Source organism: Kaistella solincola, from assembly GCF_000812875.1.
In the GTDB taxonomy this organism is placed as follows: domain Bacteria; phylum Bacteroidota; class Bacteroidia; order Flavobacteriales; family Weeksellaceae; genus Kaistella; species Kaistella solincola.
In genome coordinates this window covers 386,719-411,885 of sequence record NZ_JSYK01000003.1, presented here as the reverse complement: position 1 = coordinate 411,885, position 25,167 = coordinate 386,719, and the positions used below count along the sequence as shown (strand labels likewise).

Sequence of the window (25,167 nt, the reverse complement as noted above, 5' to 3'; positions counted from 1 at the left end):
CTATTTTTTTGTCATTCTTGCTAAGTAAGAATCATCTTCCTGCAATATTTTTTCGATGTTAAAACCGTTGTTTTTTGCAGCTCTTTCAAAGGTTTCGAAATCCAGATAAAGCCATTTCATCGGTTTTTCAGTATCCAGTTTGTAATGCATAAAATAATCGACTTCGCCGTAATAATGCCCCGCCGGCACCATCACGCCGCCTTCGTCATCGCGGTCGTACATATAAATGATGTCGGTGCTGTCAATTAAAATTTGTCCGCTTTCGTTAAGTAAAGATGACAATTTTTCGAGGTAAAGATCGATTTTTTCTAAGCTCTGAAAAATTCCAGTGCCGTTCATCAGCAATAAAATCGTGTCGAACGTTCCTTCCGAAAATTCCAGAATATCAGCACAAACCGCATTTTGTACGCCGCGGAGCTTTGAAACTTCTACCGACTTTGGTGAAAAATCCAGGGCTAAAACGGGCAATTTTTTAATATTTTGAAGATACAAACTATGCGAGCCGGCGCCGGCACCAATATCCAGAACTTTTCCGCGTGCGAGCTCAAGCGCTTTCTGTTCGATGTCATTCATCTCTTCAAAATCGCGGAAAAGATACTCGACCGGCAAATCATCAATTTCAGAAATTGACGTCTCAGTGAGTATATTTTCGGGATTTTGATTGTGGTAAAAATCCCAAATCGCCTGGCCCATTAAATCTTTCATCTCGTTTTAAATTTCGCCAAAATTAAGCAAATATTAAAAGCTTTGGAAACCGGAAATTTTCAGCAAATATGTGTATTTTAGTTTGAGAAAAATTTAGCAAAAACCATGAGAAAAATTGATCTTCTGTTTGCGGAATACGCGCAAAGCCATCAAAACCAAACCAATAAAATTATTCATTGGATTTGTGTACCGCTGATTTTCTGGGCAATATTGGGCTTTTTTTCGATAATTCCTTCGCCGCATTTTTTTCTCAGACATTTCGGCGCCATCAGCATTGTGTCGCTTGTCGCAATATTTTTAGTTTCCATATTTTACTTCCGGCTGTCCTGGCGCATCGCTTTGCTCATGATTTTAATTATGCTGCTGTTCGAACATTTCATTTATTTCATCAACATTACTTTCGGCGAAAATTCCTGGATGATTTATTTGGCGATTTTCGTACTTTCCTGGATCGGTCAGTTTTACGCCCATAAAATCGAGGGTAAAAAGCCGAGCTTTTTGAAAGATTTACAGTTCCTGCTCGTCGGGCCGATTTGGCTTCTGCACTTTGTTTTGAAAAAATTTCATTTGAAATATTAATGACTTGAATCAGCTTTGATTTTTAACAGTTGTAAAAATGACTGAAGCTTTTTTTAAAAGACTTAAATTTGAACGATAAATTAAAACCAAAAAAAATGGCAAAAAAGGCGGGAATTTTTATGCTTTTGTTTTTCCTTTGTGTATCGTGCGGCACGCGCGAGGATGAGGCGGAAAATGCAAAATATATCGGCGTTTGGGAATGGGTTTCTACTACTGGTGGAATTTCCAACGAAAAATCCACACCAGAAAACACTGGAATTGCGCGTACGTTAACGCTCACGGAAAATTATCTGTATTCCGTTACCGAAAACGGAAAAGTTGTGAAAGAAGGAACTTACCGTTTGGAGGATGATATTACCGATACCGATCACCGCGAAAAACAGTTTTTAAGACTGGTTAATTACCACGATTACATCGTTTCCGAAATTACGGATACCAACATGTATTTGGCAGACGACGTTGCTGATGGTTATTCTTACCACTACAAAAAATAAAAAAAGGTCAGAAATTCTAACCTTTTACTTTTCGTTTAACTTATTCGCCGAAATGCTTTTTCACGGTTTCCAGAACCTGTTCCGGACTCATTTGCTGCGCAGTATCAAGTGTAACTTTTAAGTTTTTAAACTGTGCAGTGTCTGCTAAATGATGCTTAAATTGCTCCTGAATATCACCCGTTCCGGTTAAATAAAGCTCTTCGGTGTTGGTAATTAAACTTTCAAGTTGCTTAAAAAACTTCATTGTATTCGTCTGCTCAACATTATTTGCATTTTTCTCGCTCGAGTTGCCGCCCTGAACGTCTCTTTTCACCGGATCGCATAGAAAAAACTTGTAAGCACTTTCAATGTCGTGGTTTTTTACAACAATTGCGTTTTGAGTATCCATCCAGATCCCTGCTAATCTTCTTTCTGACATAATAATTTATTTTCGCAATGTGTAACAACAATGGTGCTAATTAGCTGTTAATGCTTGTTAATTGTCTGCAAGGTTATTTTCCAAGCACGAAAACCGCCGGGATTTTATGAAGCTCCGGTTTGTTTTTTTGCCACTCTTTGATGGTTAAAGTACGGATGAATTCAGCTTCCGGATCGTTTACATTTGCCGCGATACAGAGTTTTGTAGCAGGTGCTAGAAACTTGCACAAATCGTCGAAAAGCTGGTTATTGCGGTACGGCGTTTCCATAAAAATCTGAGTAAAACCTGTTTGGTTTACCTGACTTTCCAGCCGTTTTATTTGAGATTTTTTTTCGGATTTATCGATTGGTAAATAACCGTTAAAGGTAAATTCCTGACCGTTAAATCCACTGGAAATCAGCGCCATAACAATTGATGACGGTCCGTTTATCGGAACTACTTTCACGTTATTTTCGTGACACCATTGCACCATTACATTTCCCGGATCGGCTAGACACGGCAAACCAGCTTCCGAAAGCAAACCAAAATCTTGACCTTTTTTCATCAACATCTGCGCTTCCTGCAGATCTTTTCGTTCGGTGTTTTTGTCCAGCAGAAATAATTTTAAGTTTGCCTGCTTTTTTTCCGGTGCAAAAAATTTGACCACTTTTCGGGCAGTTTTTTCATTTTCTACAAAAAAATAATCCGTTTTCAAAATATATTCTTTCACCGCGGGCGCAAAATAATCGAGCGGTGAATTTTCTGATAAATAAGCCGGAATTAGGAAAAGCATATTTTTTGATAATTAAATTAATGCGCAGTAAATTTTAAAAATTTGCCGCTTTTTTGCCCTTTTTTTTGATTTTTAAATCTTTCGCAATTTTCTCGCAAGCGTTTTCTAGAAGCTGAAAAACCTCATCAAAATCTTTCATATCACCCCAATACGGATCCGGGACTTCAAGGTTTTCAGCAAGCAGCGAAACTTTTTCACGCTGATCGTCTGTTTTTGCTAAAGCTAGAACATCCGCCAGATTGTTTCGGTCCATGCAGAAAATATGGTCGTACGTTTCAAAATCTTCCGTGGTGAATGGCCGCGATTTCTGGTTAGAAATATCAATATTGTATTTATCTGCAATCTCAATTGAGCGGTAATCCGGCATTTCGCCTTCATGCATATCAATTGTTCCAGCGGAATCTACCGTAAAATCCCCGTGTAATTTAGCCTGTAAAATTCCTTCAGCCAGTGGGCTTCTGCAAATATTTCCAAGGCAAACCATTAAAATTTTCATATTATAATTATTAATGACAAAATACAAATAAAAAAAGGAATTTTAAAAAATCCCTTTGTTATGCTACATTTAAAAACCAATTTACTGTTTGATTTTTTCCGTTAATTCCTTAACGTATTTTTTAACTTCTTTATCAATTTTCGAAACATCTTTAATTGTGTCGCACGCATACATGACGGTTGAATGGTCTTTTCCGCCCATTTCTTCACCGATTTTGTTGAAGGTTGCGTTGGTGAATTCTTTAGCAAAATACATCGCCAACTGTCGCGGCAAAGCAATTTCTCTTTTTCGGGTTTTAGACAGAAGCTGCTCTCGCTGAATACCGAAATATTCGCACACAACTTCCTGAATATAAGGAATATTGATGACTTTCTTCTGGTTTGCTGCTATTTTACTGATGGTCTCTTTTAGAAGTTCCAATGATAAATCTGACTTGTAGATTGTCGAATACGCAATCACTGAATTGATCACGCCGATCAGTTCACGCACATTTGTTTTCACTTCAGATGCTAAATAATCCAACATATCTTCGGTGAGCACAATTCCGTCACGGCTTAACTTATCAACAATAATTTTTCTGCGCGTATCGAAATCCGGAGATTTTATTTCCGCAGAAAGTCCCCATTTGAAACGGGAAACAATTCGGTCCTGGATGTCTAAAATATCAACCGGCGCCTTGTCGGAAGTTAATATAATTTGCTTTCCATTTTGATGTAAATAATCGAAAATATGGAAAAAGCTGTCTTGTGTAGATTTTTTACCGGATAGAAACTGGATATCATCAATAATTAATACATCAACCATTTGGTAGAAATTCGCAAATTCTGTTTGCTTATGCGCTTTCGCCGCAGACACAAATTGCTGGATAAATTTCTCCGAAGAGAGATACAATACCACTTTTTCAGGGTACGCATTTTTTACTTCCAAACCAACTGCGTGGCCCAGATGCGTTTTTCCAACACCGTAACCACCGTATAAAAACAGCGGATTGAAAGCGGTTGCGCCGGGTCTTTTTGCAATAGATTTTGCAACGGTAGATGCAAATTTATTGCTTTCACCTTCCACATAATTATCGAAAGAAAAATCAGCTTTCAGGTTGGAATCGATGTTGATTTTTTTCATTCCCGGAACCACAAACGGATTAATCAGGTTCGCTGAAAATGATGGCGGCAAAGTTTCCTGCATTTTGGGTGTGGAAACACTTTTTCCTTTAACATTTAAAGTAATGGCCTTTTCCTGTCCCGTTGGTTTATTTTCCATGACAGAATACCATAATTTAACGCCTTTTCCGATGTTTTTTTTCAGCGCGGCAGAAAGTAAAGACAAATAATTATCTTCAATATATTCCTTGTAAAAGTCACTCGGAACCAAAAGGGTAAGATTATTGCTAACAAGCGAAACAGGTCGAATATTATCGAACAGTAAATCAAAAGAACTCTCGAGTTTTTTCAGGTCGGTATGATTCTCCGCAGCGTTGAGGTTGTCCCTCATAAACTGCAGACACTTTTCCCAAATAAGTGTTAAATTTTCGTCCATTTTGTTAAAGCAATTTTCCCTCCGGTTGTTAGATTTGGTGGGAAGACAAATATCTCATTTTTAAAATTCAAAAAAAAATTTTTGTTCTATTGGTTATTTAGAAATATATTTGTATGAACAATTCTTAACATTAAATGATACATACAACTCACTCACTACGAGTACGTTACGCCGAAACCGACCCGATGAAATACGTCTATTATGGCAACTACGCACAGTATTTTGAAGTCGCCCGTGTAGAGCTTTTTCGGGAACTAGGCATGCCGTATGAAGCCATAGAACAGCGCGGAATCTGGCTTCCGGTATCACAATTTTCTGTTAAATATTTGAAACCCGCGCGCTACGACCAACTTCTCGAAATTCATACCTACATCACAAAAATTCCCGGTGTAAAAATTGAGTTTGATTATGAAATTTATAATGAATCTAAAGAGAAGATAACCGAAGCTAAAACCACTTTGTTTTTCCTGGATGCTGAAAAAAATAAAGTCATTTCATGCCCCGATTTCTTAATGGATTTACTTCTGAAAAAATGGAATACTGACTAAAGCGCTGTTCCCGGTTCAATTTCGTACGGTTCTTTTCCTTTTTCGAAAATCCGCGTTTTTTCTCCGCCTTCAACGGTGGTTTTTTCACCAATTTTTCGAATCCAGTTTCCTTCGCGAAGTCCGACTACTTTCGTGTCGTTTTGCGTCAGAAATTCTTTAATCCGTGTTTCGCGCGTTTCACCATTGTGTTTTAATTCTGGATTTGGATCCAGGTAATGCGGATTCAAATTAAAATTCACCAAGCCCATACATTCAAAACTCGGCGGATACACAATCGGCATATCGTTCGTTGTTTTCATATTAAGACCGGCGATATTCGAGCCGGCACTGGTTCCGAGGTAAGGTTTTCCGCTTTCAATATTTTGCTTTAGAACCTGCATTAAACCTTTTTCATGCAGCATTTTCACCAAAAGAAAAGTATTTCCACCACCGGTAAAAAATCCTTTCGCATTATTTAAGGCTGAAATTTGGTCGTCAAATTCATGCAAACCTTTTACTTCAATATTTAATATTTTAAAAAAATCCGCGGCTTTTGCCGTGTATTCTTCATGCGAAATACCGCCCGGTCTTGCGAACGGTATAAATATAATCTCAGAAATTCCGGCAAAAAGACTTGAAATTTCCGGTTTTAGATATTCCAGATAATTGCCACCGAAAAGTGTAGAAGTTGAAGCAAGCAGGACGTTCATTGAATAAAGCTTTAAGTTAAGCTGTAAAGGTAATCAAAAACTCAATTTTAAATAATTGGACTTATCAGTTTTAAATTATGACATTAATAATTAATTAGCTGATTTTTATCAACTTTACGTTAATTTACTACAAAACTTCTTTTTCGGAATAAATTGAAAGTATATTTGCATAGAATTTAATAACACAAATACTTTTATTATGAATTACACGATTGTTGGTCTTTTTCCAAGTCCGGAAAACATTAAAGACGTGGCCGAAGGTTTAGAAAAGTCAGGAATCAAAAACCAGAATTACCTTATTTACAAAAGCGCAGCGAAAAATACTGCCGGCGCGAAAGGAAATTTCTGGAAAAAATTGTTGGGAACCACAGAACGAGAAGTTTCTGCTTCAAATGACAATCTTATTACCAGCGTAGAAGTGCGCAACGAAGAGGAATTTGCAAATGTTCAGGATTCTTTCAAAAAAAATAAAGCGGTCAAAATTTATGAATTTAAAGATATGACCATCGAAGAAGCGAAAGATCTAAACAACATCAAGAAAATGGTGGAAATGCGTGCAAAATCTCAAATTTATGCGATGCCGGAAATGTCGGTTTCCGCGAATTCTATCAACGAATTATAAAACACTTTTATACTAAATTATTTTTTATTGTTTAAGAATCTGTGCCGCCGGCGCAGATTTTTTTTCGTTGCTTAAACATCATATTTTTTCATTTTAAGAAAATTGGCAGCTAAAAAGCTGTTTTTTCCCACTCTGGTAAAACACAAAAAAAGCCGGTTTTAACGGCTTTTTTCTAATATTTATCTTTCCATTTCTGTTTCAACTGTTCGGCAATTTTATTTTCTGTAGAATTTTTTCCTGGTGTGTAAAAACTGGTGCCTTTCAATTCGTCTGGAAGAAACTCTAAATCCACAAAATTTCCAGCGTGCGAATGCGCGTAATCGTAATCTTTGCCGTAATCCAGATCTTTCATCAGCTTCGTCGGTGCGTTTCGCAGATGTAACGGCACGGGCAAATTTCCGGTTTGTTTCACTTTCGAAATCGCATCATTTATCGCAACATAAGTAGAATTGCTTTTTGGTGAAACTGCCAAATAAACCGCCGTTTCGCTCAGAATAATTCTTGCCTCAGGATTTCCAATCACGTTGATCGCCTGAAAACAGTTATTCGCCACGACCAGCGCGTTCGGATTTGCCAAGCCAATATCTTCCGCAGCTAAAATCATCATTCTTCGTGCAATAAATTTAATGTCTTCACCACCAACGAGCATTCTTGCGAGCCAGTAAACCGCGCCGTTGGGATCAGATCCGCGCATAGATTTTATAAAAGCCGAAATGATGTCGTAATGCTGTTCTCCGTTTTTGTCGTAAAGCGCCATCGTTTCCTGCAAAACCGATAGAACATCCGCATTGGTAATATTTTTTTTATCAGAATTTTTAAATTGATTAAGCACATTTTCTACTGCGTTGATCAGCTTCCTCGCGTCACCTCCGGAATATTGAATAAAAGCCTCGTAATCTTCAATTTCAAAATTAGTCGATTCTTCCTCGTTATATCTTTTTAAAGAAATTCCGATGAGTTCTTCCAGTTTTTCGTAGTCTAAAGCTTTTAAAATATAAACCTGCGAGCGCGAAAGTAAAGCCGAAACCACTTCAAAACTTGGATTTTCGGTCGTAGCGCCCATCAAAACCACCCAACCTTTTTCCACCGCGTGCAAAAGCGAATCCTGCTGCGACTTGTTAAAGCGGTGAATTTCGTCAATGAATAAAATAGGCGATTTGCCTGAAAAAAGATTTTGCTTTTTAGCTTCTTCGATGATTTCACGGATGTCTTTTACTCCGCTTGAAACCGCGGAAAGTTTGTAAAATTTCCGTCCGGAAGTTTCTGAAATAATTTCCGCTAATGTGGTTTTTCCTGTTCCGGGTGGACCCCAGAAAATAAGCGATTTTAAAGTGTCATTTTCCAGCATTTTCCGTATCGGGCCGTTTTTTCCGGTCAGATGATCCTGTCCCAAAACCTGGTCTAAAGTTTTCGGGCGCAGTTTTTCGGCAAGCGGCGTATTGGAATTCAAAACTTAAATTTGAAATGTGAAACTGGGAAATTTGAAAAACAGAAGTTTCCTCGGAAACTTGGAACAAATTTAAACTATTTAGTTATTTTTGCAACGCATGTTGAATAAAATCATCAATTTTCCTCTTATTTTTCTTATCCGTGTTTATCAGATGGTAATCTCGCCTCTTCTGCCGAACAGCTGCAGATATACGCCAACATGCTCCTCTTACATGATTGAAGCGCTGCGCATACACGGACCTTTTAAAGGATTGTGGCTCGGCTCCAAAAGAATCGGCCGCTGTCATCCGTGGGGCGGCGAAGGTTACGATCCTGTTCCGCCAAAAAGCAAAAAATAACCCCTTTTTACCTTAAAAAAATACCAAAATATTATGCTCACATTTTTATACTCCACCTGGGATCCTTCCACCGGAATTCATCTGGGACCAATCACACTGCATTATTACAGTTTGATGTTTATTTTAGCTTTCGGCTTAGGTTACATGCTGATGACCAAAATCTACAAGATTGACGGAGTGAATGTAAAATATGTAGAGCCTCTTTTCACCTGGACATTAATCGGAACCATTTTCGGAGCGCGAATCGGACACGTCATTTTTTACCAGCCGGAACTTTTTCAGCAGGATTTTTGGTCGGTTTTTTTACCGATCCGAACAAAACCGCAGCTTGAATTTACAGGATTTTCCGGTTTAGCAAGTCACGGCGCAACCATTGCTTTAATTTTCACCACGCTTTATTACGCTTATAAAATTATTCACAAAAATCCCTTTTGGGTGTACGACAGAATCGGAATCCCGGTAGCTTTAGGTGGGGCTTTTGTGAGAATCGGGAATTTCTTTAATTCTGAAATCATCGGAAAACCGGCGCCGGAAAATTCACCATTCGCAGTTTTGTTTCCACAGCAAAGCTCAGAATATGGCGCAATTGTACCGCGCTATCCGACCCAACTTTTTGAAGCTGGTGGATATTTTCTGCTTTTCATTTTGCTTTGGATTTTATACCGCTACACCAACAAGAAATATCAGCAAGGCTGGTTATTTGGCGTGTTTTTCATTTTGTTGTGGGCAATTCGGTTTTTTGTAGAATTTCTTAAAGAACCACAAGGCGATGAATTCATCCAGTTCGCAGGTTTAAATACGGGTCAGGTTTTATCAATACCGTTTATGATTGCCGGTTTTGTAATTATGCTGACGTCTAAAAAGCGAATGATTACTGAAGAAGAAAATTCTAAACCAGATTAAATTTTAATTTAAAATATTAAAATCCTCTCAGTTTTGCTGAGAGGATTTTTTTTCTAAATATTTAAAGCAATTTCCAAGTTCATCGATAAGATCGGAAGGCAGCAGGGCTTCTTTTGAATATTTTTCTGCCGCGAAATCGCCCGCTTTTCCGTGAAGCCAAACACCAAAAATTGCGGCATTTAGCGGTGAATAATTTTGCGCCACCAGTGCGGTTAAAATCCCGAGAAGCGCGTCACCACTGCCGCCTTTTGCCATTCCGGAATTTCCGGTAAGATTATAAAAAACTTCGCCAGCCGGTGAAATAATTTGGGTGTGATGATCTTTTAAAACGATAAAAATACCCAGTTCAGCGGCTTTTTTTTGAGCTAATGTTGTGCGCTCAAAGGAATTTTCAGTTTTACCAAAAAGCCTTTCAAACTCCTTCGGGTGCGGCGTGATAATGGAATTTCTCGGTATAAACTGAAAATTTTCGGCGTTTTTAGCCAGAATATTTAAAGCATCAGCGTCCACAATAAGCGATTTTGAATAGCTTTTCAGAAAGTTCAAAAGTCCTATATCGGTTGCTTTAGCAGTTCCAAGTCCGGGACCAATTCCAATACTGTATTCATCATCACTCACAATTTTTCCAACTTCGTTTTCACCGCCCGAAATAAACATCGCTTCCGGACAAGAATTTTGCAGAATTTCATAACCGCAATTTGGCGCAAGAATGAAAGTTAAACCTGAACCGGCTTTTAAAGCAGCTTTTGTTGCTAAAACCGCGGCACCAATTTTACCAAAACTTCCGGCTATAAGCAGCGATTTTCCAAAACTTCCTTTATGGCTGAAATTTTTCCGTGGTTTATAAATTTGTTGAATTAAATTTTCATCAACTGTATTTTCTAAAGTTGGGTTTTCAAGACAATAATCCGGGTTTAAACCGATATCCATGATGATAATTTCACCACAAAACGGCGCGGTTTCCGGATGCAACATGGCTTTTTTCAGCACCTGAAAAGTCAAGGTGTAATCTGCCTGAAATATTACGGCGTTTTCAGCCGAAATTTCTTCAGCAAATAGGCCCGACGGCAAATCAAGCGCGATTTTTGTTCCAGGCAATTCATTCAAAAAAGAAATGACTTCCGCGACCGGACCTTGTATAGCACGGTTAATTCCCAAACCAAAAAGCGCATCGATTATAACGGAGCTCTCCGAATTTTTTAGCTGCTTTAAGGCCGAAAAATCCTGAATTTCAATACCAGAAATTTCTTTGCAGCGCTGGAAATTTATTTCGGCTTCTTCGGTGAATTTTTTCGAGCTGTCGGTGAAAATTTTGATATTAAATCCGGTTTGGTAAAGCAGCCGCGCGAGCGCAAAACCGTCGCCGGCATTATTTCCGGCGCCACAAAAAATTAGCATTTCTGAAGTGGTAGAAAACCGGTCGGTAATCCAGTTACAGCAACATTTCGCAGCTTTTTCCATAAGCTGTAGCGCCGAGATATTGTCCTGCTGCATGGTAAATATTTCCCATTCGTAAATTTTCTGTGCTGAAAAAATATTCATATCAGGTAATTTGGATTATAAATTTACAAAATATCCAACTGCTGAAATATCAGCATAAAAAACCAGATAAAATTGGGGTTATTTAAAGCAATTTTCTAAATTTGATTAAATTATTAAATTAAAAACTAATATTATGGGAATTGTACAGGAATTTAAAGAATTTGCATTTAAAGGAAATGTAGTGGATTTGGCTGTTGCCGTTATAATTGGCGGTGCTTTTGGTAAAATTATCACTTCATTTGTAGATGATGTTATCACTCCACTATTGCTTAACCCTGCTTTGGAAGCGGCAAACTTGAAAAATATTTCGGAATTGACTTGGAATGGGGTGAAATACGGAAATTTTCTCTCTGCAATCATCAGTTTCCTAATTATTGCCATGGTATTATTCATGCTGATCAAAGCGGTGAATAAAGTAAACAAACCTGCAATAGAAGCTCCAGCAGGACCTAGCAATGAAGAAGTTTTGCTTGCAGAAATCCGCGACCTTTTGAAGAATAAATAACTGTATCATTATAAAAAACTAAACCCGGAATCTTCCGGGTTTTTGTTTTTGCTACCTGTATTGAATACTAAAAAAACACGCCGTAAAGCGTGTTTCATTATTTGTTAAAACATATTTTTTCCTAATATACCTGCAAAATGCTGCAAATCTGTTCAGCCAGCGACAGTCCAATTCTGTCTTGCGCCTCTACAGTCGAAGCTCCCGTATGCGGAGTAAGGGAGATTTTCGGATGATTTAGAATCTCTTTTGACGGAGTGGGTTCGTTCATAAAAACATCCAGCCCTGCGAACGCAACTTTACCGGAATTCAATGCTGCAACCAGAGCTTCTTCGTCAATAACTCCACCTCGGGAACAGTTGACGATAGCTACGCCTTCTTTCATGAGCGCAAATGCCTCTTCACCAATCATGTAGCCATCTTTTTGCGCGGGAACGTGAAGGGTGATAAAATCAGCATGTTTTAAAACTCCTTCAAGCGGCTCGGTTTCAATATCAACATTAATGAACTGATTATTGTAAAACTTAACTTTAATACTTGCTCTGCCTACATTACTGTCTGCCGCGATTACACGCATCCCTAAACCGAGGGCTATTCTTGCCACTTCCTGGCCGATTCTTCCCATTCCGATGATGCCTATGGTTTTACCGCGGAGTTCAATTCCTTTTTCGTAACATTTTTTGAGTTTCGCGAATTCGGAATCGCCTATTACGGGCATTTTGCGGTTAGAATCCGGCAAAAACCTAGCACCGGAAAACAAATGAGCAAATACCAATTCCGCCACAGATTCAGATGATGCTGACGGCGTGTTGATTACGTGAATATTTTTCGATCGTGCATAATCCACATCAATATTATCCATTCCTACACCACCACGACCGATAATTTCGATCGACGGACATGCATCGATTAAATCTTTGCGAATCTGTGTCGCGCTTCTTACTAAAACTGTTCTGATATTATTTTCGTTGATGTAATCCACTAAAAATTCCTGGGGAATCTTAGTGGTAATTACCTCGAAACCCTTTTCGGTTAGGGCATCGATCCCTGATTGGTCTAATCCGTCGTTTGCTAAAATCTTCATTCTTCCTTAATCATTAAATACTTCAATGGTGACCTGTTTTTCAACCAAATCGGTGAATTTTCCTTTGTATCTTGTTGCTCTGACCAAATGGTTATCGATCCAGTGATAATTTCCGCCGCGCGGTTTTCCGCACAAAACGCTGTGATATTTAAACCCGTGTTTATCTAACCAGTCGATGGTAATCTGCTTCAGGTTCTCTGTACGCGATGTAAAAAAGCAGATGATATGCCCCTGGTCGTACCAGCGGTTAATGGTTTCCAGCGCATCCGGATAGGGCTCGCAATCCACCATTCTTTCCGGCTCTTCATTGGGTACATCATCGGTTATGGTGCCGTCGATATCAATAAGATAGTTCTTGATATCGCCCTTCAACATCGGGCTTAAATGGTCTTTATATTCTAATTCCATCGCTTGAATTTTAAGGAGCAAAATTATAAATTTTCGTTGGTTCACAGGCATATAAATCTAAAATTCCGCAAATGGATGCCATAAAATCTGCCAGAAAACGTAAGATAACATTACTTGTAACCGGTGATTTTTAATGGTTGGGTTATTAAAATTTCACAAAAATTTGAGTACCTAATTTTTAAAACTTAAATTTGTGTGATATGGAAGAACAAGTGGTTTTAGTTTCTGAAAAGGACGAAATTCTAGGCGTCATGGATAAAATGCAGGCTCATGAAAATGGGATTCTGCATCGCGCTTTTTCGGTTTTTTTGTTTAATGATAAAGGTGAAGTTTTGCTTCAGCGCAGAGCTGCAGGAAAATATCATTCGCCCAACCAATGGACCAATGCGGTTTGTTCGCATCCGCGTGCTAATGAAACGTATATTGACGGTGCACGCCGTCGTTTGCACGAAGAACTGGGAATTCACGCCGATTTAACCCAAAAATTCCATTTTATTTATAAAGCGGATGTGGGCGGAAATTTATTCGAACACGAACTCGACCACGTTTTTACCGGAAATTATAACGGTGAATTTCAGCTGAATAAAGATGAAGTTTCGGAAGTCCGATATATTACGATGGAAATGCTGGACGAAGAAATGAAAGCCAACCCCGAACATTTCACGGAATGGTTTAAAATAATTCTTCAGGAATATAAACACCACTTATAAAAAGGTTTTTTGTTCTTCGGAAAGATGACGGACTGAACTTCTAGCCCCGATGGAAGCGGCATCCTCTGAAGGCGCGACAGCGCCAAGGAGATACAGCGGACAGCGGGTTTCAATCTTCAAAAAGATGCTAAACTCAGGTTGCTCCTGAAAAAATGAAAATATATGAAAAGAACTCCTTTGTTTGAAAAACATGTTTCTCTGGGCGCGAAAATGGTGCCTTTTGCCGGTTTTGAAATGCCCGTACAATATTCCGGTGTTACGCAGGAACATTTTGCGGTTCGCGAAAAAGTCGGAATTTTTGATGTTTCGCATATGGGCCAGTTTTTTGTGGAAGGACCAACCGCAAAAGATTTGCTGCAGTTTGTGGGAACCAATAACGTAGATGCGCTGGAAGATGGAAAAGCACAATACACCTGCATGCCGAACGGAAATGGCGGAATTGTGGATGACTTGATCGTGTACCGGATGAACGCGGAAAAATATTTTGTGGTGGTAAATGCTTCTAATATTGAAAAGGACTGGGAACATATCTCTAAATACAACGAAAAATTCGGGGCTAAACTGACGAATGCGTCGGATGAAATGTCTTTGCTGGCAATCCAGGGACCGAAAGCGACTGAAACACTTCAAAAAATTACTGAAATTAACCTTGCTGAAATTCCGTATTACCATTTTACCGTGGGAACTATTGCAGGCGTTTCTGATGTGATTATTTCAAATACCGGTTACACCGGAAGCGGCGGTTTTGAAATTTATTTCCAAAATGAAGACGCTGTGAAACTGTGGGATGCCATTGTGGAAGCCGGTGAAGAATTCGGTTTGTTGCCGTGCGGCCTGGCTTCACGTGATACACTAAGACTTGAAAAAGGTTTCTGCCTGTACGGAAATGACATTGATGATACCACTTCCCCACTCGAAGCAGGTTTAGGTTGGATCACCAAATTTGATAAAGATTTTGTGGACAAAGAATATTTTGCGAAGCAAAAAGAGGAAGGAATTAAAAGAAAACTGGTAGGTTTTGAAATGCAGGAAAGAGCCATCCCAAGACACGATTATCTGGTTGTGGATGCAGAAGGAAATGAAATAGGAAAAGTGACGTCCGGAACCATGAGCCCGATGAAAAACATCGGAATTGGTTTGGCGTACGTCGCAACGGGACATAATAAAGTTGATTCGGATATTTTCATCCAAATCAGAAATAAAAATATCCCGGCAAAAGTAGTAAAAACACCGTTTGTCTAAAATTTTTCGATTTATAGATTAAAAAAAGCAGGTGATTCGTCAGCTGCTTTTTTTGTGTGGCATCTTTTTCGCTGTTTTCCCGACAATTAAAAATAAAAAAATTATGTCAGCACTTAACAGAAGTATCGCCGGTTTGGCCGGTTCTTTAGCACTTACAGCAGTTCATCAAATTTTCAAAAAAAACATGGATAATGCACCGGATTTAGACCAGGTCGGTGAAAAAATGGTGGAAGAATCCATGGACAATCTGGATATTTACGACGCCGATGACGAGAAAGTTTACGCCGCGGCGATGGGTGGGAATATTCTGTCGAACGCCATGTTATTTTCAACTTTAGCAACTTCCACAAATACTTCGGAAATCATTGGTAAAACCGTAGGAACCGGGCTTTTAGGTGCAGCCGGAACTATTGGTTTGGCAGAACATTTTTTAGGAAATAATAAAGCCACAAACACCGACCAGAAAAAGTGGATGACCACGGGTTATTACCTTTTCGGAGCGTTGGTTACGATCGGCGTTTACAATATGCTGGAAAAGAAAAATCATTAATTAAACAGCATTTTTTTAATTTTTCGGTAAATGCTGGAAACGGAAATCGTTTCCTATCCGCGTTTTCCGCTTATAGCGCGCGCCGGTTTTGTGCGTTCTATACATTGGTTGGCAGAATTTACTCCAGCCTTTTTTTTGGTTTTAACATAATGCCGGAAACCGCGCGAAAGGGCGGATCACAAATTTTGCAGGGCTGAAGTCCGATTTTCAGTGCCTTTTCTAAAGGAAGTGAAGACGAGACATTTTTCACCATTCGGCAGGAGGCTAAATGGTATTTCGCGCCGCTTGGCGTTTTGTACACCGTTTGCGCGGACAGCTGAACAGAGAATAAGATAAAAAGGAAAAATCTCATCATTTAGCGCCGAAAAAATTTTCCAGGTTTTCTATATTTTTCTTTTCATTACCGATGAAAATTTGAACATCGGTAAGGAAAACCGGACGTTTTAGAAAGGAATAATGATCGAGAATAAGATTTTTGAAATCATTTTCTTTTAAAGAATTTACATCGATATTTCTGGCCTTTATCTGAGTTGATCTTTTGCTGAAAAGCGCCTCGTAAGATTTGGTTTGCGCATACATTTGCGCCAGTTCTTCCGCGCTAATTGGTTCCTTTTTAATTTCGCGTAGTTCCCACTCGGAAAGGTCAAATTTTGCTAAAATTTTGGTGCAGGTGCCGCAGGTTTTCAGGTAAAAAACTTTCTTCATGGTAGCAAAAATAGAAAAATCCGGTGCATTAGCAGGTATTTTTTCTGAATTAAAACTGCTTAGCGTTCTGATTTAAAAAACCTTACATTTAAATATTAAAATCTTTCAATGAATACCAAAACAGTTTTCCAATTTATTTCAGAACCGAGCGATGTAAATTACGGTGGAAATGTGCACGGCGGCAGCGTGATGAAATGGATTGACCAAGCGGGTTACGCATGCGCGAGTTCGTGGAGTTCCAGCTATTGTGTCACGGTTTATGTAGGAGGCATCCGGTTTTACTCACCGATAAAAATTGGGCATATTGTGAAAGTAGAAGCGGAAGTCATCTACACCGGTAGAACCAGCATGCACATTGCGATTAACGTTTTTTCGCGCAATATTAAGCGGAAAGAATTTGAAAAGAAAACCCACTGCATCATCGTTTTTGTCGCAGTAGATGATGAAGGAAATTCGGTGGAAGTGCCGAAATTCGCGCCGCAAACCGAGCAGGAAAAGCAAATGGAAAAATACGCGGTGAAATTGATGGATTTGCGGAAAAACATCGAAGAGGAAATGAAACCGTTTTTTGAATAAATGAAAAAAATGCCGTTTTAGCAGTGAATTTTTTCGCTCCGGAAATTTTAAAAAAAATCGGCTTTTGCAGGCCGAATTTTTTAGCATTAAAAATTTTGACTAATAAAAATAAGCTGGTTTTAACCTCAATTTTTCTGAAATTTAAAAATGAAAAAAGGCTCTTTTAGCGGCCAATTTTTAACAAAAAAAACTCCTTTCAACTTTGAAAGGAGTTTTTATATTTAAGAAAAATTGCCGTTTTACCTGGCAATATTTACCGCTCTGGTTTCGCGAATTACGGTAACGCGCACCTGACCCGGATACGTAAGTTCATTCTGGATTTTTTCGGATATGTCATAAGATAGCTGCGCCGACTGATCATCGTTTACTTTTCCGCTTTCTACCATCACGCGGAGTTCGCGGCCGGCCTGAATCGCATAAGCACTGGAAACACCATCAAAGCTTAAAGCTGCGGCTTCCAGATCTTTCAGCCTTTGGATGTAAGATTCTAAAACCTGTCTTCTGGCGCCCGGTCTTGCACCTGAAATCGCATCAGCAACCTGAATGATCGGTGAAAGTAAAGATGTCATTTCAACCTCATCGTGATGCGCACCAATCGCATTGATGACTTCCGGATTTTCACCAAATTTCTCAGCCCACTGCATTCCGAGAAGTGCGTGTGGCAATTCGGATTCCTGTTCCGGAACCTTGCCAATATCGTGTAACAAACCGGCTCTTTTTGCCAATTTAACATTTAAACCAAGTTCTGCCGCCATTGTCGCGGCGATGTTTGCCACCTCGCGCGAGTGCTGTAATAAATTCTGTCCGTAAGACGAACGGTATTTCATGCGGCCGACAATTTTCACCAATTCCGGGTGAAGACCGTGTACGCCTAAATCGATAACGGTTCTTTTACCAACTTCGATGATTTCTTCTTCGATCTGTCTTTTGGTTTTGTCCACCACTTCTTCAATTCTCGCGGGGTGAATTCTACCATCAGTTACCAAACGGTGTAAGGAAAGTCTCGCGATTTCACGTCGGACAGGATCAAAACAAGAAAGTAAGATGGCTTCCGGCGTGTCATCAACAATAATTTCAACACCAGTTGCAGCTTCTAAAGCACGGATATTTCGACCTTCACGACCGATAATTCTACCTTTAACCTCATCAGATTCGATATTAAATACGGAAACTGAATTTTCGATCGCCTGTTCGGTACCGATTCTCTGAATGGTCTGAATGACAATTTTTTTGGCTTCCTGCTTCGCATTAAGCTGCGCTTCTGCCATGATATTCTGTACGTGCGCCTGCGCTTTTGTTTTGGCTTCCGCTTTTAAAGCTTCTACCAATTCGTTTTTCGCATCTTCTGCGGAATAGCCGGAAATCCTTTCTAAAATTTCCACTTTTTGTGCAGTTACAGCATCTAATTCCTGCTGTTTTCTGTCGATAATTTCGTTCTTTTTGCTGTAATCGGCGATTTGGCGATCCAGATCTTTTTCAAGTTTTCCGGTTTTGCTCAGTTCATCATTCAGTTTCTGCTCCTTGTCTTTTACTCTTTTTTCCGCATCCTGCATCTTTTTTTCGCGAGCGTTGATGTCGGCGTCGTGCTGAGATTTCAGCTCCATGAATTTTTCTTTTGCCTGCAGATGTTTTTCTTTTTTAATGGATTCTGCCTGAACGGTAGCTTTTTCCAGAAGGTTGTCTGCATTTTTTTTAGCATCGTCGATGATGAATTTTGCCTTGGAATTCAAAGAACTTTTAGAGAATGAAAATCCTAAAAGCGCTCCTATTGCCAGACAAACAATGCCTATGATAATAGCGATTGTTGTTGTCATATATATTTAATTTTTAATAGTTTTAATTTCTTTAATTATAAAAAATCTGCCGTTTTAAGGCGGAATTTTTCTGGTTTTAAAATAAAAAAGCCTACAACAGTTCAATGATATAGAGTAAACTCCTAATCAACACGATTTGAACTGATTTTCACTTTTTGTAATCCGAACAAGTCGGCGCGCCATTAAGTGAACTTTTGTCCGGTAATTGTTTAGCGTTGAGTTTACCTGTAATGTGTTAGAACTATTGTAGGCAGTCTTTTGCGGAAAAGAAAAATCTACTTTTCCAACTCTTCCAGGATTTGGTTGATGTTTTTCAACCGCTCCACGGAAGCATTTATATTTTTATCGTTATTGAGCTCCGCGACCTGGGCGTTGGTTCCCAACCGTAGGGCGCACATTGCCAAAGCATCTTGCTTATCTCTAACGTCAAAATTCTTTTCAAAATCTTTAATCATTCCATCGATCTGCTTTCCTACTTTTCGTAGGATTTCTTCCTCGGAAGAAGGCACATTCAGCGGATAACTTCTACCGGCAATTGTTATTGTAATTCGTCTTACATCCATTACAAACCGGTATTTTGAAGTTCTGCAATACAGTAATCTACTTCTTTGATCAGGCGATTGATATGATTTTTCATCAATCTGTTGTGATCGGGATTACCGGAAATTGCGGAATAAAGTTTAATATTTTTTTGTTCTTCTGCTAAAACCTGATTTTTTTTCCTTTCCTCTTCGTAACGTTCCTTCAGCTCCTGGTGCTCATGATTCAGCTCTTTATATTTCTCGTTAAGGTTTTGAAAATTCTTACTTATAGTGAGGATTTTTTTCTCCAGCAACGAAAAATTATTTTCTAAATCACTAAGCATTTTTCAGGTTAATTTATTCTAACTCTGGAGCAAAAATATAAAAAAATAAATGGATTAGTGGATTTCTGGGGAACTAATTTTCAAATTTTAAAATAAAAAAAAGGGAAAACCTGCAGATTTTCCCTTTTCATATTATTAAAATTTTTTATTCAAATTTTAAAACAAACATTAGGGCGCGTGTTTTAATACCCGACAAAGCATCGGCCCAGTATGGCGGTGTTTCGGCATTATCGCGAACCAACTCATTATTCACCATAAAAGTTCCGCGGAAGCCCGGAGTCAATTTAAATCTGCTGAAATAAAACTGTATTCCAAGCTCTGCTGACCAGGCAAAATTACTGCTTGTAGAGCGGAAAATTCCCTGTTGATTATCGTCCTGGCTATTGGTGTTCGACTGTAGATTCAGCAGGTAATTTACACCCGCCGCTGCGTAAGGTCGTGAATTGTACCAACGGTCACCGTGAACTTCAAGCAAAATCGGAATGTCCACATACGTAGATTTTATTCTGCGCACTTTGTCAGCTTCCGTTAAGGCAACTGGTATAAAGGGTGGATTTGCTGGCGTTCCGGCAGCATATTGGTCGTTGGATTGTGTATCGAAATACAGCTCACGTTCAACAAACTGCAAACCTGGTTCTACGCGCAAATCGAAATTTTCGCTTAATCTGAATTTACCAATTAAACCCGCACCGAAACTGTAAGTGGCTTTTGATTGCACCAAACTTTTATTGCCATCCATTCCGAATGCCGGATCATTTTTAAAAGCGCTGCCATCTAAAATCAGTTTGTAGTCGAAATTATTTCCCGCCAGGAAAAACCCATAGCTGAACTTTTGATCATCAAAACCTTCCAGATTGTCCATCCGGTTTTTGTTGCGGAACATCTGCGCCTCGTACAGCGTGCCGAAAAGCAGCGCCGCGATGATATTGATTTTAAAGAGTTTGTTCCACATACTATTTGGTTGCTTTATAAATTGTTGCAATACCCAGGCTTAATTTCTTGTATTCCACTTTCTGGAAACCAACTTTTAGCAGGATATTCTTCATTTTTTCACCGAAAGGAAAAGCGTTCACCGAATCCGGCAAATAAGTATAAGCGCGATTATCTTTGGAAACTAGCTTGCCAATTTGCGGCAAAATATTTTTGAAATAAAACATGTAAAAAGGGCCTAAAAAACCTTCAACCTTTGAAAATTCCAGGATGTAAACGCTTTTTTGCTCCTTCACTACTCTTTTCAGTTCAGCAAGACCAATTTCGAGATTTTCAAAATTCCGCACTCCAAAAGCAACGGAGACTGCGTCAAATTTATTATCCTCAAAAGGCAGATTTTCAGCGTCGCCTTTCATCATATCAATTTTGTCATCAAGATTATTTTTCCTGATTTTTTCAATTCCCACGTTCAGCATTTGCTGGGAAAGATCAAGGCCGGTAACTTTTGCGCCGGTACCTTTCTGCACCGCAATGGCAAGATCACCCGTGCCTGTTGCGACATCCAAAACAAGTTTTGGCTGGTCTTTATTCATCCATTTCACCAAAGTATTACGCCACAAAACATCAATTTTCATCGAGAGCACATGATTCAGCAAATCATATTTTGGCGCAATATTGTCGAACATATCTTCGACTTCTTTTTTCTTGCCGGCTTCTGTATTATAAGGAGTAACTTGTTTCAAGGTGATTGAAATTAAAATTGGTAATATTCTTTGTAGTATTTCAGGAAATCTTCTTTCCGGAAAATTTTGGTGCGCGACTCCACTTTTTGGACATTTTTTATCAGCTGATCGTAATCTTCATCAATATTGTAATAAAATTTGTCCGTATAAAGCTTATTAAACCGCTGCGGAGTGTTTACGTACAATTTTCCGTCTATTTCCGTGGGTTTTCTGGCAGCAATCAGCGAATCTCGGTTTAAGCCGTAGCCGTAAAACTGCTCATTAATATAATAATCCTGATGAGCGATATTCAGCAAGCCGCGGTCTTTATTCACCACAAAACCGGAATCGTACAGCACTTTTTTCTGAGCATCAAAAACTTTAATATTGTTTTTGCCCTTATTTAAATCTACTTCTACTTTCTGGCCTGCGGAAATTATTTTTTCGTCGCCGTTATTTATTTTAAAATAGAAGGTATTTTCCGTAGGATTGTCAACCAGATAATAATTTTTTTTCGCCAAAAAGAGAAAATAAATCCCAAAAGCCACCAAAACGGTAAGAAGCGAAAAAATTAAACCTTTGGTTGAGGGACTGATTTTCATAACGGTATTCTGGTCAAAAAGTTTCACAAATTTAATAATAATTTTGTTTCTCGGCGATACAATATTAATTGTTAACTTTGCGGTAAATTTTTCATTTACATATGCCCAACACAATCATTATAGGCTCAGGAAGTTATCTTCCCACCAAGATCATTGGTAAAGATTATTTCATGGATTCCGTTTTCTATACCGACGAAGGTGACAAGATTGAGAAACCCAACGAAGAAATTATACAGAAGTTCATTGAGATTACGGAAATTGAAAACCGGCGGTATTTGGAAGATGACGAATTTAATTCAGATTTAGGACACCGCGCCGCAGTAGCAGCAATTGAAGACGCTAATATTGATCAGGAAGAACTCGATTATATTATTTATGCAAGTAATTACGGGGAAGTAAATAAAGACGGAGCGCCTAATTTTGTGCCTTCAATGTCATCGCGACTAAAAAACAAACTTAGTATTAAAAACAGAAAGACCGTAAATTATGATATGGTTTTCGGCTGTCCGGGTTGGGTAGAAGCTTTGATTTTGGCTGACACGTTGATTAAAGCGAAAAAAGCCAAACTGATTCTCGTGGTAGGTTCTGAAACTTTAAGCCGCGTAACCGATCCTTTTGACCGCAATAAAATGATTTTTGCCGACGGTGCCGGCGCAGTGGTAGTGAAAGCAACTGATGAAGAAAATGTGGGAATTATTGCAGACTCTTCAATTTGTGATAATCAGGACGAGCTGCTCTATTTGGATTATGCGCCGTCGCTAAAAAAAGATGAGGATCAACGGCCACTTTATATCCGCATGAATGGGCGAAAAATTTACGAATATGCCTTGAAAAATGTTCCGGTCGCAGTAAAAGAAACGATTGAAAAAGCGAATTTAGATATTTCTGATATCGATAAAATTTTAATTCATCAGGCGAATGCGAAAATGGATTATGCGATGATTTCACGACTTTATAAACTATATGGAATTACCGATTACGACCACGATATTGCACCGATGACGATTCAGCAGTTTGGAAATTCTTCGGTTGCAACGATTCCTACTATGTTTGATCTCATACAAAAAGGAAAAATGGCACCGCACAACTTCAAATCGAAAGACAATGTGGTTTTTGCTTCTGTAGGCGCCGGCATGAATATAAACGCGCTGGTATACAGGTTTCCATAAAATTATAACTAAAAAATACAGAAAGCACAAAATAGATTTTGTGCTTTTTTCTTGAAAAAAATGCAGAAAAATATATTAATTTTTACCGGAATTTTATTTGCGCTGGAATTTTACGTTTACCAGGCATTTAAAACCATTACCAACAACCAGTGGATTCGCGTGGGTTATTGGGTGGTGACCATCGCGGTCTATTTGTTTTTCATTTACGAAGTGCTCAATTTTAAGAGAACAGACCGTGATCATCACCGCGTACAGTTGGTGGCATCGGTATTTTTGGTATTTTTCCTGCCGAAATTATTCGTTGTTTTTTTTCTGTTTTTGGAAGATTTGGTGCGGGGATTTTTCTTCTTTTCACAAAAATTTATTTCCGGTGATACTTTTCTTCCCGAACGTCGGACTTTCATCAGCGTGCTCGGACTGGGCAGCGCCGCGGTTTTATCGTTACTATTTCTTGACGGAATTATTTTCGGAAAATACCGCCACACCGTGAGGAAAGTAAAAATTAAAATCAAAGGTTTACCGCAAAGCTTTAAAGGTTATCGAATTGTGCAGATTTCCGATGTGCATGCTGGAAGTTTTTTTCATCCGGAAAAACTAAAGCATGCTTTTGATTTAATTAATGAGCAAAAAGCCGATCTGGTGCTTTTCACCGGAGACATGGTGAATAATTATTCTACGGAATTTGAGCCTTTTGTGCCGTTATTTTCCAGTATTCAGGCTAAAGACGGAAAATTTTCAATTCTCGGAAATCACGATTATGGCGATTACGGTGACTGGAATTCCGCGCAGGAAAAAGCCCAAAATGTTCCGAAATTAATTGCTTTACAGAAAAAAGCAGGTTTTGAAATGTTGCGAAATGAACACCGCATCATTGATAGAAACGGAGAAAAACTGTTCATTTTAGGGGTAGAAAATTGGGGCGAAAAACCATTTCCGCAATACGGTGATTTGGATAAAGCTTCGAAAAATATCCCCTTAGAAGCGGCAAAAATTTTAATGAGCCACGATCCTACGCATTTTGATGCAGTGGTGAAAAACCATCCGTCGAATGTTCAGTTAACACTTTCCGGGCACACGCATGGAATGCAGTTCGGCATCGACCTGAAAAATGTGCGTTGGTCGCCGGTGCAATACCGCTATAAAAAATGGGCGGATCTGTATGAAAGCAACGGCAAATCCCTTTACGTGAACCGCGGTTTTGGTGTCATCGGTTATCCGGGCCGTGTCGGGATTGAACCGGAGATTACGCTTATCGAACTTTCCTAAAATCAGTTTAAAATGTGCACATTTAAAAATGCAACTGCTGAAGATATTCCGCTTATCCGGGAATTGGCGGAAAAATCATGGAATTCCGCGTACAAAAATATCCTGTCCAAAGAGCAAATTTTTTATATGTTGCAGGAAATGTATTCTGAAGAAGAAATTTCGCGACAGCTTCAAAATCCAAATTACGTTTATTTCCTGATTTCAGACGGAAACGAAAACGCCGGCTTCATCGGTTTTGAATATCAATTTGAAGAAAAAACGACCAAACTGCACCGAATTTATTTGCTTGAAGAGTTTAAAGGAAAAGGTTTGGGAAAAAAAGCACTTCAGTTTTTAAAATTGCAGGTTCAGCAAAATGGTGATACGCGCATCATTTTAAATGTAAACAAAAGCAATCCTGCTATAGAAATCTACGAATCACAAGGATTTAAAATCTATGAGGAAGGCGTTTTCGATATTGGAAACGGTTTTGTGATGGACGATTACCTGATGGAATGCTTTATTAATTAAGATTATTTTAAGAAAAAAATGTGTAACTGTTAATTTTGGTACGATTTTAGAATATGAGGTTGTAACAACATTAAAAACATAAAACAGATGACACGTTCCAATTTATTCACCAAGATTCAGATGCTTGCATTAGCAATAATGGCAAACTTTGCTGTAATTTTAGTTAAAGCTCAGGAAACCGCACCTGACCTAAAGGTAGATGTGAATACCGATGGTGGAATGGCTGGTGGGGACTGGATGAGCAATCCGTTAGTTTGGGTAATTGGTGCTCTTGTTTTAATCGTTATCATCGCGCTGGTTGCACGGGGAAACAGCAATAAGTAAAAAAACACACGCTCTATAAAAGATGAGTCAAAAACACAGATGATCAAAAGACGCAAATGATCGAAAAAAGATGACTTAAAAAACACAGATGAAAAAA

General features: G+C 38.8%; 33 protein-coding genes. 15 read left to right on the top strand and 18 right to left on the bottom strand.

Annotated elements, in window-relative coordinates:
- Positions 1–705: a class I SAM-dependent methyltransferase gene (locus tag OA84_RS05980; protein WP_039343787.1), complete on the bottom strand. Its 705-nt coding sequence runs from the start codon at positions 703–705 to the stop codon at positions 1–3.
- Positions 706–810: 105 nt separating this feature from the next.
- Between OA84_RS05980 and OA84_RS05975 the strand changes: the two genes are divergently transcribed.
- Both OA84_RS05975 and OA84_RS11200 read left to right on the top strand, forming a co-directional pair.
- Positions 811–1,284 carry an Mpo1 family 2-hydroxy fatty acid dioxygenase gene (locus OA84_RS05975; RefSeq protein ID WP_039343785.1) on the top strand — a complete coding sequence of 158 codons (474 nt, stop codon included), beginning with the start codon at positions 811–813 and terminating at the stop codon, positions 1,282–1,284.
- A gap of 95 nt (positions 1,285–1,379) precedes the next feature.
- Positions 1,380–1,778, top strand: coding sequence for a hypothetical protein (locus OA84_RS11200; protein WP_156965042.1), 399 nt, complete (start codon positions 1,380–1,382; stop codon positions 1,776–1,778).
- Positions 1,779–1,818: 40 nt separating this feature from the next.
- Here OA84_RS11200 and OA84_RS05965 read toward each other — a convergent pair whose 3' ends face one another.
- From OA84_RS05965 to dnaA, 4 genes are all read right to left on the bottom strand, one after another.
- Entirely contained in the window at positions 1,819–2,196 is a 378-nt protein-coding gene (locus tag OA84_RS05965) for a hypothetical protein (RefSeq protein ID WP_039343782.1), read from the bottom strand.
- 73 nt (positions 2,197–2,269) lie between these two features.
- Entirely contained in the window at positions 2,270–2,968 is a 699-nt protein-coding gene (locus OA84_RS05960) for an SAM-dependent methyltransferase (protein WP_039343780.1), read from the bottom strand.
- A gap of 34 nt (positions 2,969–3,002) precedes the next feature.
- Positions 3,003–3,464: a low molecular weight protein-tyrosine-phosphatase gene (locus tag OA84_RS05955; RefSeq protein ID WP_039343778.1), complete on the bottom strand. Its 462-nt coding sequence runs from the start codon at positions 3,462–3,464 to the stop codon at positions 3,003–3,005.
- Positions 3,465–3,545: 81 nt separating this feature from the next.
- Positions 3,546–5,000 (bottom strand): chromosomal replication initiator protein DnaA, encoded by a 1,455-nt coding sequence (gene dnaA, locus OA84_RS05950; protein ID WP_039343776.1) that lies wholly within the window; start codon positions 4,998–5,000, stop codon positions 3,546–3,548.
- 134 nt (positions 5,001–5,134) lie between these two features.
- Here dnaA and OA84_RS05945 point away from each other — a divergent pair, with 134 nt between their 5' ends.
- Positions 5,135–5,548 (top strand): acyl-CoA thioesterase, encoded by a 414-nt coding sequence (locus tag OA84_RS05945; RefSeq protein WP_039343774.1) that lies wholly within the window; start codon positions 5,135–5,137, stop codon positions 5,546–5,548.
- On the opposite strand, the gene pepE is transcribed toward OA84_RS05945, so the two are convergent.
- On the bottom strand, positions 5,545–6,237 hold the full coding sequence (pepE, locus tag OA84_RS05940; RefSeq protein WP_039343772.1) for a dipeptidase PepE: 693 nt from the start codon (positions 6,235–6,237) through the stop codon (positions 5,545–5,547). The genes OA84_RS05945 and pepE overlap by 4 nt on opposite strands.
- Before the next feature lie 199 nt (positions 6,238–6,436).
- On the opposite strand from pepE, the gene OA84_RS05935 reads away from it, so the two are divergent.
- Positions 6,437–6,859: a hypothetical protein gene (locus OA84_RS05935; RefSeq protein WP_039343770.1), complete on the top strand. Its 423-nt coding sequence runs from the start codon at positions 6,437–6,439 to the stop codon at positions 6,857–6,859.
- A 172-nt stretch (positions 6,860–7,031) separates the two neighbouring features.
- On the opposite strand, the gene OA84_RS05930 is transcribed toward OA84_RS05935, so the two are convergent.
- Entirely contained in the window at positions 7,032–8,309 is a 1,278-nt protein-coding gene (locus tag OA84_RS05930) for a replication-associated recombination protein A (RefSeq protein ID WP_039343767.1), read from the bottom strand.
- Between the two features lie 97 nt (positions 8,310–8,406).
- Between OA84_RS05930 and yidD the strand changes: the two genes are divergently transcribed.
- Entirely contained in the window at positions 8,407–8,646 is a 240-nt protein-coding gene (gene yidD / locus OA84_RS05925; RefSeq protein WP_039343765.1) for a membrane protein insertion efficiency factor YidD, read from the top strand.
- Between the two features lie 33 nt (positions 8,647–8,679).
- Positions 8,680–9,549 (top strand): prolipoprotein diacylglyceryl transferase, encoded by an 870-nt coding sequence (lgt, locus tag OA84_RS05920; protein WP_039343763.1) that lies wholly within the window; start codon positions 8,680–8,682, stop codon positions 9,547–9,549.
- 27 nt (positions 9,550–9,576) lie between these two features.
- On the opposite strand, the gene OA84_RS05915 is transcribed toward lgt, so the two are convergent.
- Complete coding sequence (locus OA84_RS05915; RefSeq protein ID WP_039343761.1) at positions 9,577–11,091, bottom strand: bifunctional ADP-dependent NAD(P)H-hydrate dehydratase/NAD(P)H-hydrate epimerase; 1,515 nt, start codon at positions 11,089–11,091, stop codon at positions 9,577–9,579.
- A gap of 133 nt (positions 11,092–11,224) precedes the next feature.
- On the opposite strand from OA84_RS05915, the gene mscL reads away from it, so the two are divergent.
- Positions 11,225–11,596 carry a large conductance mechanosensitive channel protein MscL gene (gene mscL / locus OA84_RS05910; protein ID WP_039343760.1) on the top strand — a complete coding sequence of 124 codons (372 nt, stop codon included), beginning with the start codon at positions 11,225–11,227 and terminating at the stop codon, positions 11,594–11,596.
- A gap of 121 nt (positions 11,597–11,717) precedes the next feature.
- Here the strand turns inward: mscL and OA84_RS05905 are convergent, their stop codons facing one another.
- Positions 11,718–12,677 (bottom strand): D-2-hydroxyacid dehydrogenase, encoded by a 960-nt coding sequence (locus OA84_RS05905; protein WP_039343758.1) that lies wholly within the window; start codon positions 12,675–12,677, stop codon positions 11,718–11,720.
- Positions 12,678–12,683: 6 nt separating this feature from the next.
- Entirely contained in the window at positions 12,684–13,085 is a 402-nt protein-coding gene (locus OA84_RS05900; protein ID WP_039345765.1) for an LNS2 domain-containing protein, read from the bottom strand.
- 200 nt (positions 13,086–13,285) lie between these two features.
- Between OA84_RS05900 and idi the strand changes: the two genes are divergently transcribed.
- The 3 genes from idi to OA84_RS05885 all read left to right on the top strand — a co-directional run bounded on the left by idi (position 13,286) and on the right by OA84_RS05885 (position 15,587).
- Positions 13,286–13,795 (top strand): isopentenyl-diphosphate Delta-isomerase, encoded by a 510-nt coding sequence (gene idi, locus OA84_RS05895; protein ID WP_039343756.1) that lies wholly within the window; start codon positions 13,286–13,288, stop codon positions 13,793–13,795.
- Between the two features lie 162 nt (positions 13,796–13,957).
- On the top strand, positions 13,958–15,037 hold the full coding sequence (gcvT, locus tag OA84_RS05890; protein WP_039343754.1) for a glycine cleavage system aminomethyltransferase GcvT: 1,080 nt from the start codon (positions 13,958–13,960) through the stop codon (positions 15,035–15,037).
- A gap of 103 nt (positions 15,038–15,140) precedes the next feature.
- Positions 15,141–15,587, top strand: coding sequence for a hypothetical protein (locus OA84_RS05885; protein ID WP_143068744.1), 447 nt, complete (start codon positions 15,141–15,143; stop codon positions 15,585–15,587).
- Between the two features lie 118 nt (positions 15,588–15,705).
- Here OA84_RS05885 and OA84_RS05880 read toward each other — a convergent pair whose 3' ends face one another.
- Positions 15,706–15,942 carry a hypothetical protein gene (locus OA84_RS05880; RefSeq protein ID WP_143068745.1) on the bottom strand — a complete coding sequence of 79 codons (237 nt, stop codon included), beginning with the start codon at positions 15,940–15,942 and terminating at the stop codon, positions 15,706–15,708.
- The gene (locus OA84_RS05875) at positions 15,939–16,292 is read right to left on the bottom strand and encodes an arsenate reductase family protein (RefSeq protein WP_039343744.1); all 354 of its coding nucleotides are present in this window, start codon (positions 16,290–16,292) and stop codon (positions 15,939–15,941) included. The genes OA84_RS05880 and OA84_RS05875 overlap by 4 nt, the downstream gene beginning before the upstream one ends.
- Positions 16,293–16,400: 108 nt before the next feature.
- On the opposite strand from OA84_RS05875, the gene OA84_RS05870 reads away from it, so the two are divergent.
- The gene (locus OA84_RS05870; RefSeq protein ID WP_039343740.1) at positions 16,401–16,868 is read left to right on the top strand and encodes an acyl-CoA thioesterase; all 468 of its coding nucleotides are present in this window, start codon (positions 16,401–16,403) and stop codon (positions 16,866–16,868) included.
- Between the two features lie 239 nt (positions 16,869–17,107).
- On the opposite strand, the gene rny is transcribed toward OA84_RS05870, so the two are convergent.
- The 6 genes from rny to OA84_RS05840 form a co-directional block, all read right to left on the bottom strand.
- Positions 17,108–18,682: a ribonuclease Y gene (gene rny / locus OA84_RS05865; RefSeq protein WP_039343737.1), complete on the bottom strand. Its 1,575-nt coding sequence runs from the start codon at positions 18,680–18,682 to the stop codon at positions 17,108–17,110.
- 275 nt (positions 18,683–18,957) lie between these two features.
- Positions 18,958–19,245: a cell division protein ZapA gene (locus tag OA84_RS05860; protein WP_039343735.1), complete on the bottom strand. Its 288-nt coding sequence runs from the start codon at positions 19,243–19,245 to the stop codon at positions 18,958–18,960.
- Positions 19,245–19,547: a hypothetical protein gene (locus OA84_RS05855; RefSeq protein ID WP_039343732.1), complete on the bottom strand. Its 303-nt coding sequence runs from the start codon at positions 19,545–19,547 to the stop codon at positions 19,245–19,247. Before OA84_RS05855 ends, OA84_RS05860 begins: the two co-directional genes overlap by 1 nt.
- 145 nt (positions 19,548–19,692) lie before the next feature.
- A complete protein-coding gene (gene porT, locus OA84_RS05850) occupies positions 19,693–20,499 on the bottom strand; it encodes a type IX secretion/gliding motility protein PorT/SprT (RefSeq protein WP_039343731.1) in 807 nt (268 codons plus the stop codon).
- Between the two features lies 1 nt (position 20,500).
- Entirely contained in the window at positions 20,501–21,220 is a 720-nt protein-coding gene (ubiE, locus tag OA84_RS05845; RefSeq protein ID WP_262493308.1) for a bifunctional demethylmenaquinone methyltransferase/2-methoxy-6-polyprenyl-1,4-benzoquinol methylase UbiE, read from the bottom strand.
- An 11-nt stretch (positions 21,221–21,231) separates the two neighbouring features.
- On the bottom strand, positions 21,232–21,801 hold the full coding sequence (locus OA84_RS05840) for a hypothetical protein (protein WP_039345762.1): 570 nt from the start codon (positions 21,799–21,801) through the stop codon (positions 21,232–21,234).
- Positions 21,802–21,902: 101 nt separating this feature from the next.
- Here OA84_RS05840 and OA84_RS05835 point away from each other — a divergent pair, with 101 nt between their 5' ends.
- The 4 genes from OA84_RS05835 (at position 21,903) to OA84_RS05820 (ending at position 25,070) form a co-directional block, all read left to right on the top strand.
- On the top strand, positions 21,903–22,970 hold the full coding sequence (locus tag OA84_RS05835; RefSeq protein WP_039343727.1) for a 3-oxoacyl-ACP synthase III family protein: 1,068 nt from the start codon (positions 21,903–21,905) through the stop codon (positions 22,968–22,970).
- A gap of 60 nt (positions 22,971–23,030) precedes the next feature.
- A complete protein-coding gene (locus OA84_RS05830; RefSeq protein WP_039343725.1) occupies positions 23,031–24,236 on the top strand; it encodes a metallophosphoesterase in 1,206 nt (401 codons plus the stop codon).
- 12 nt (positions 24,237–24,248) lie between these two features.
- A complete protein-coding gene (locus OA84_RS05825; protein WP_084060867.1) occupies positions 24,249–24,746 on the top strand; it encodes a GNAT family N-acetyltransferase in 498 nt (165 codons plus the stop codon).
- A gap of 87 nt (positions 24,747–24,833) precedes the next feature.
- The gene (locus OA84_RS05820) at positions 24,834–25,070 is read left to right on the top strand and encodes a hypothetical protein (RefSeq protein WP_039343723.1); all 237 of its coding nucleotides are present in this window, start codon (positions 24,834–24,836) and stop codon (positions 25,068–25,070) included.
- Positions 25,071–25,167: the final 97 nt, after the last annotated feature.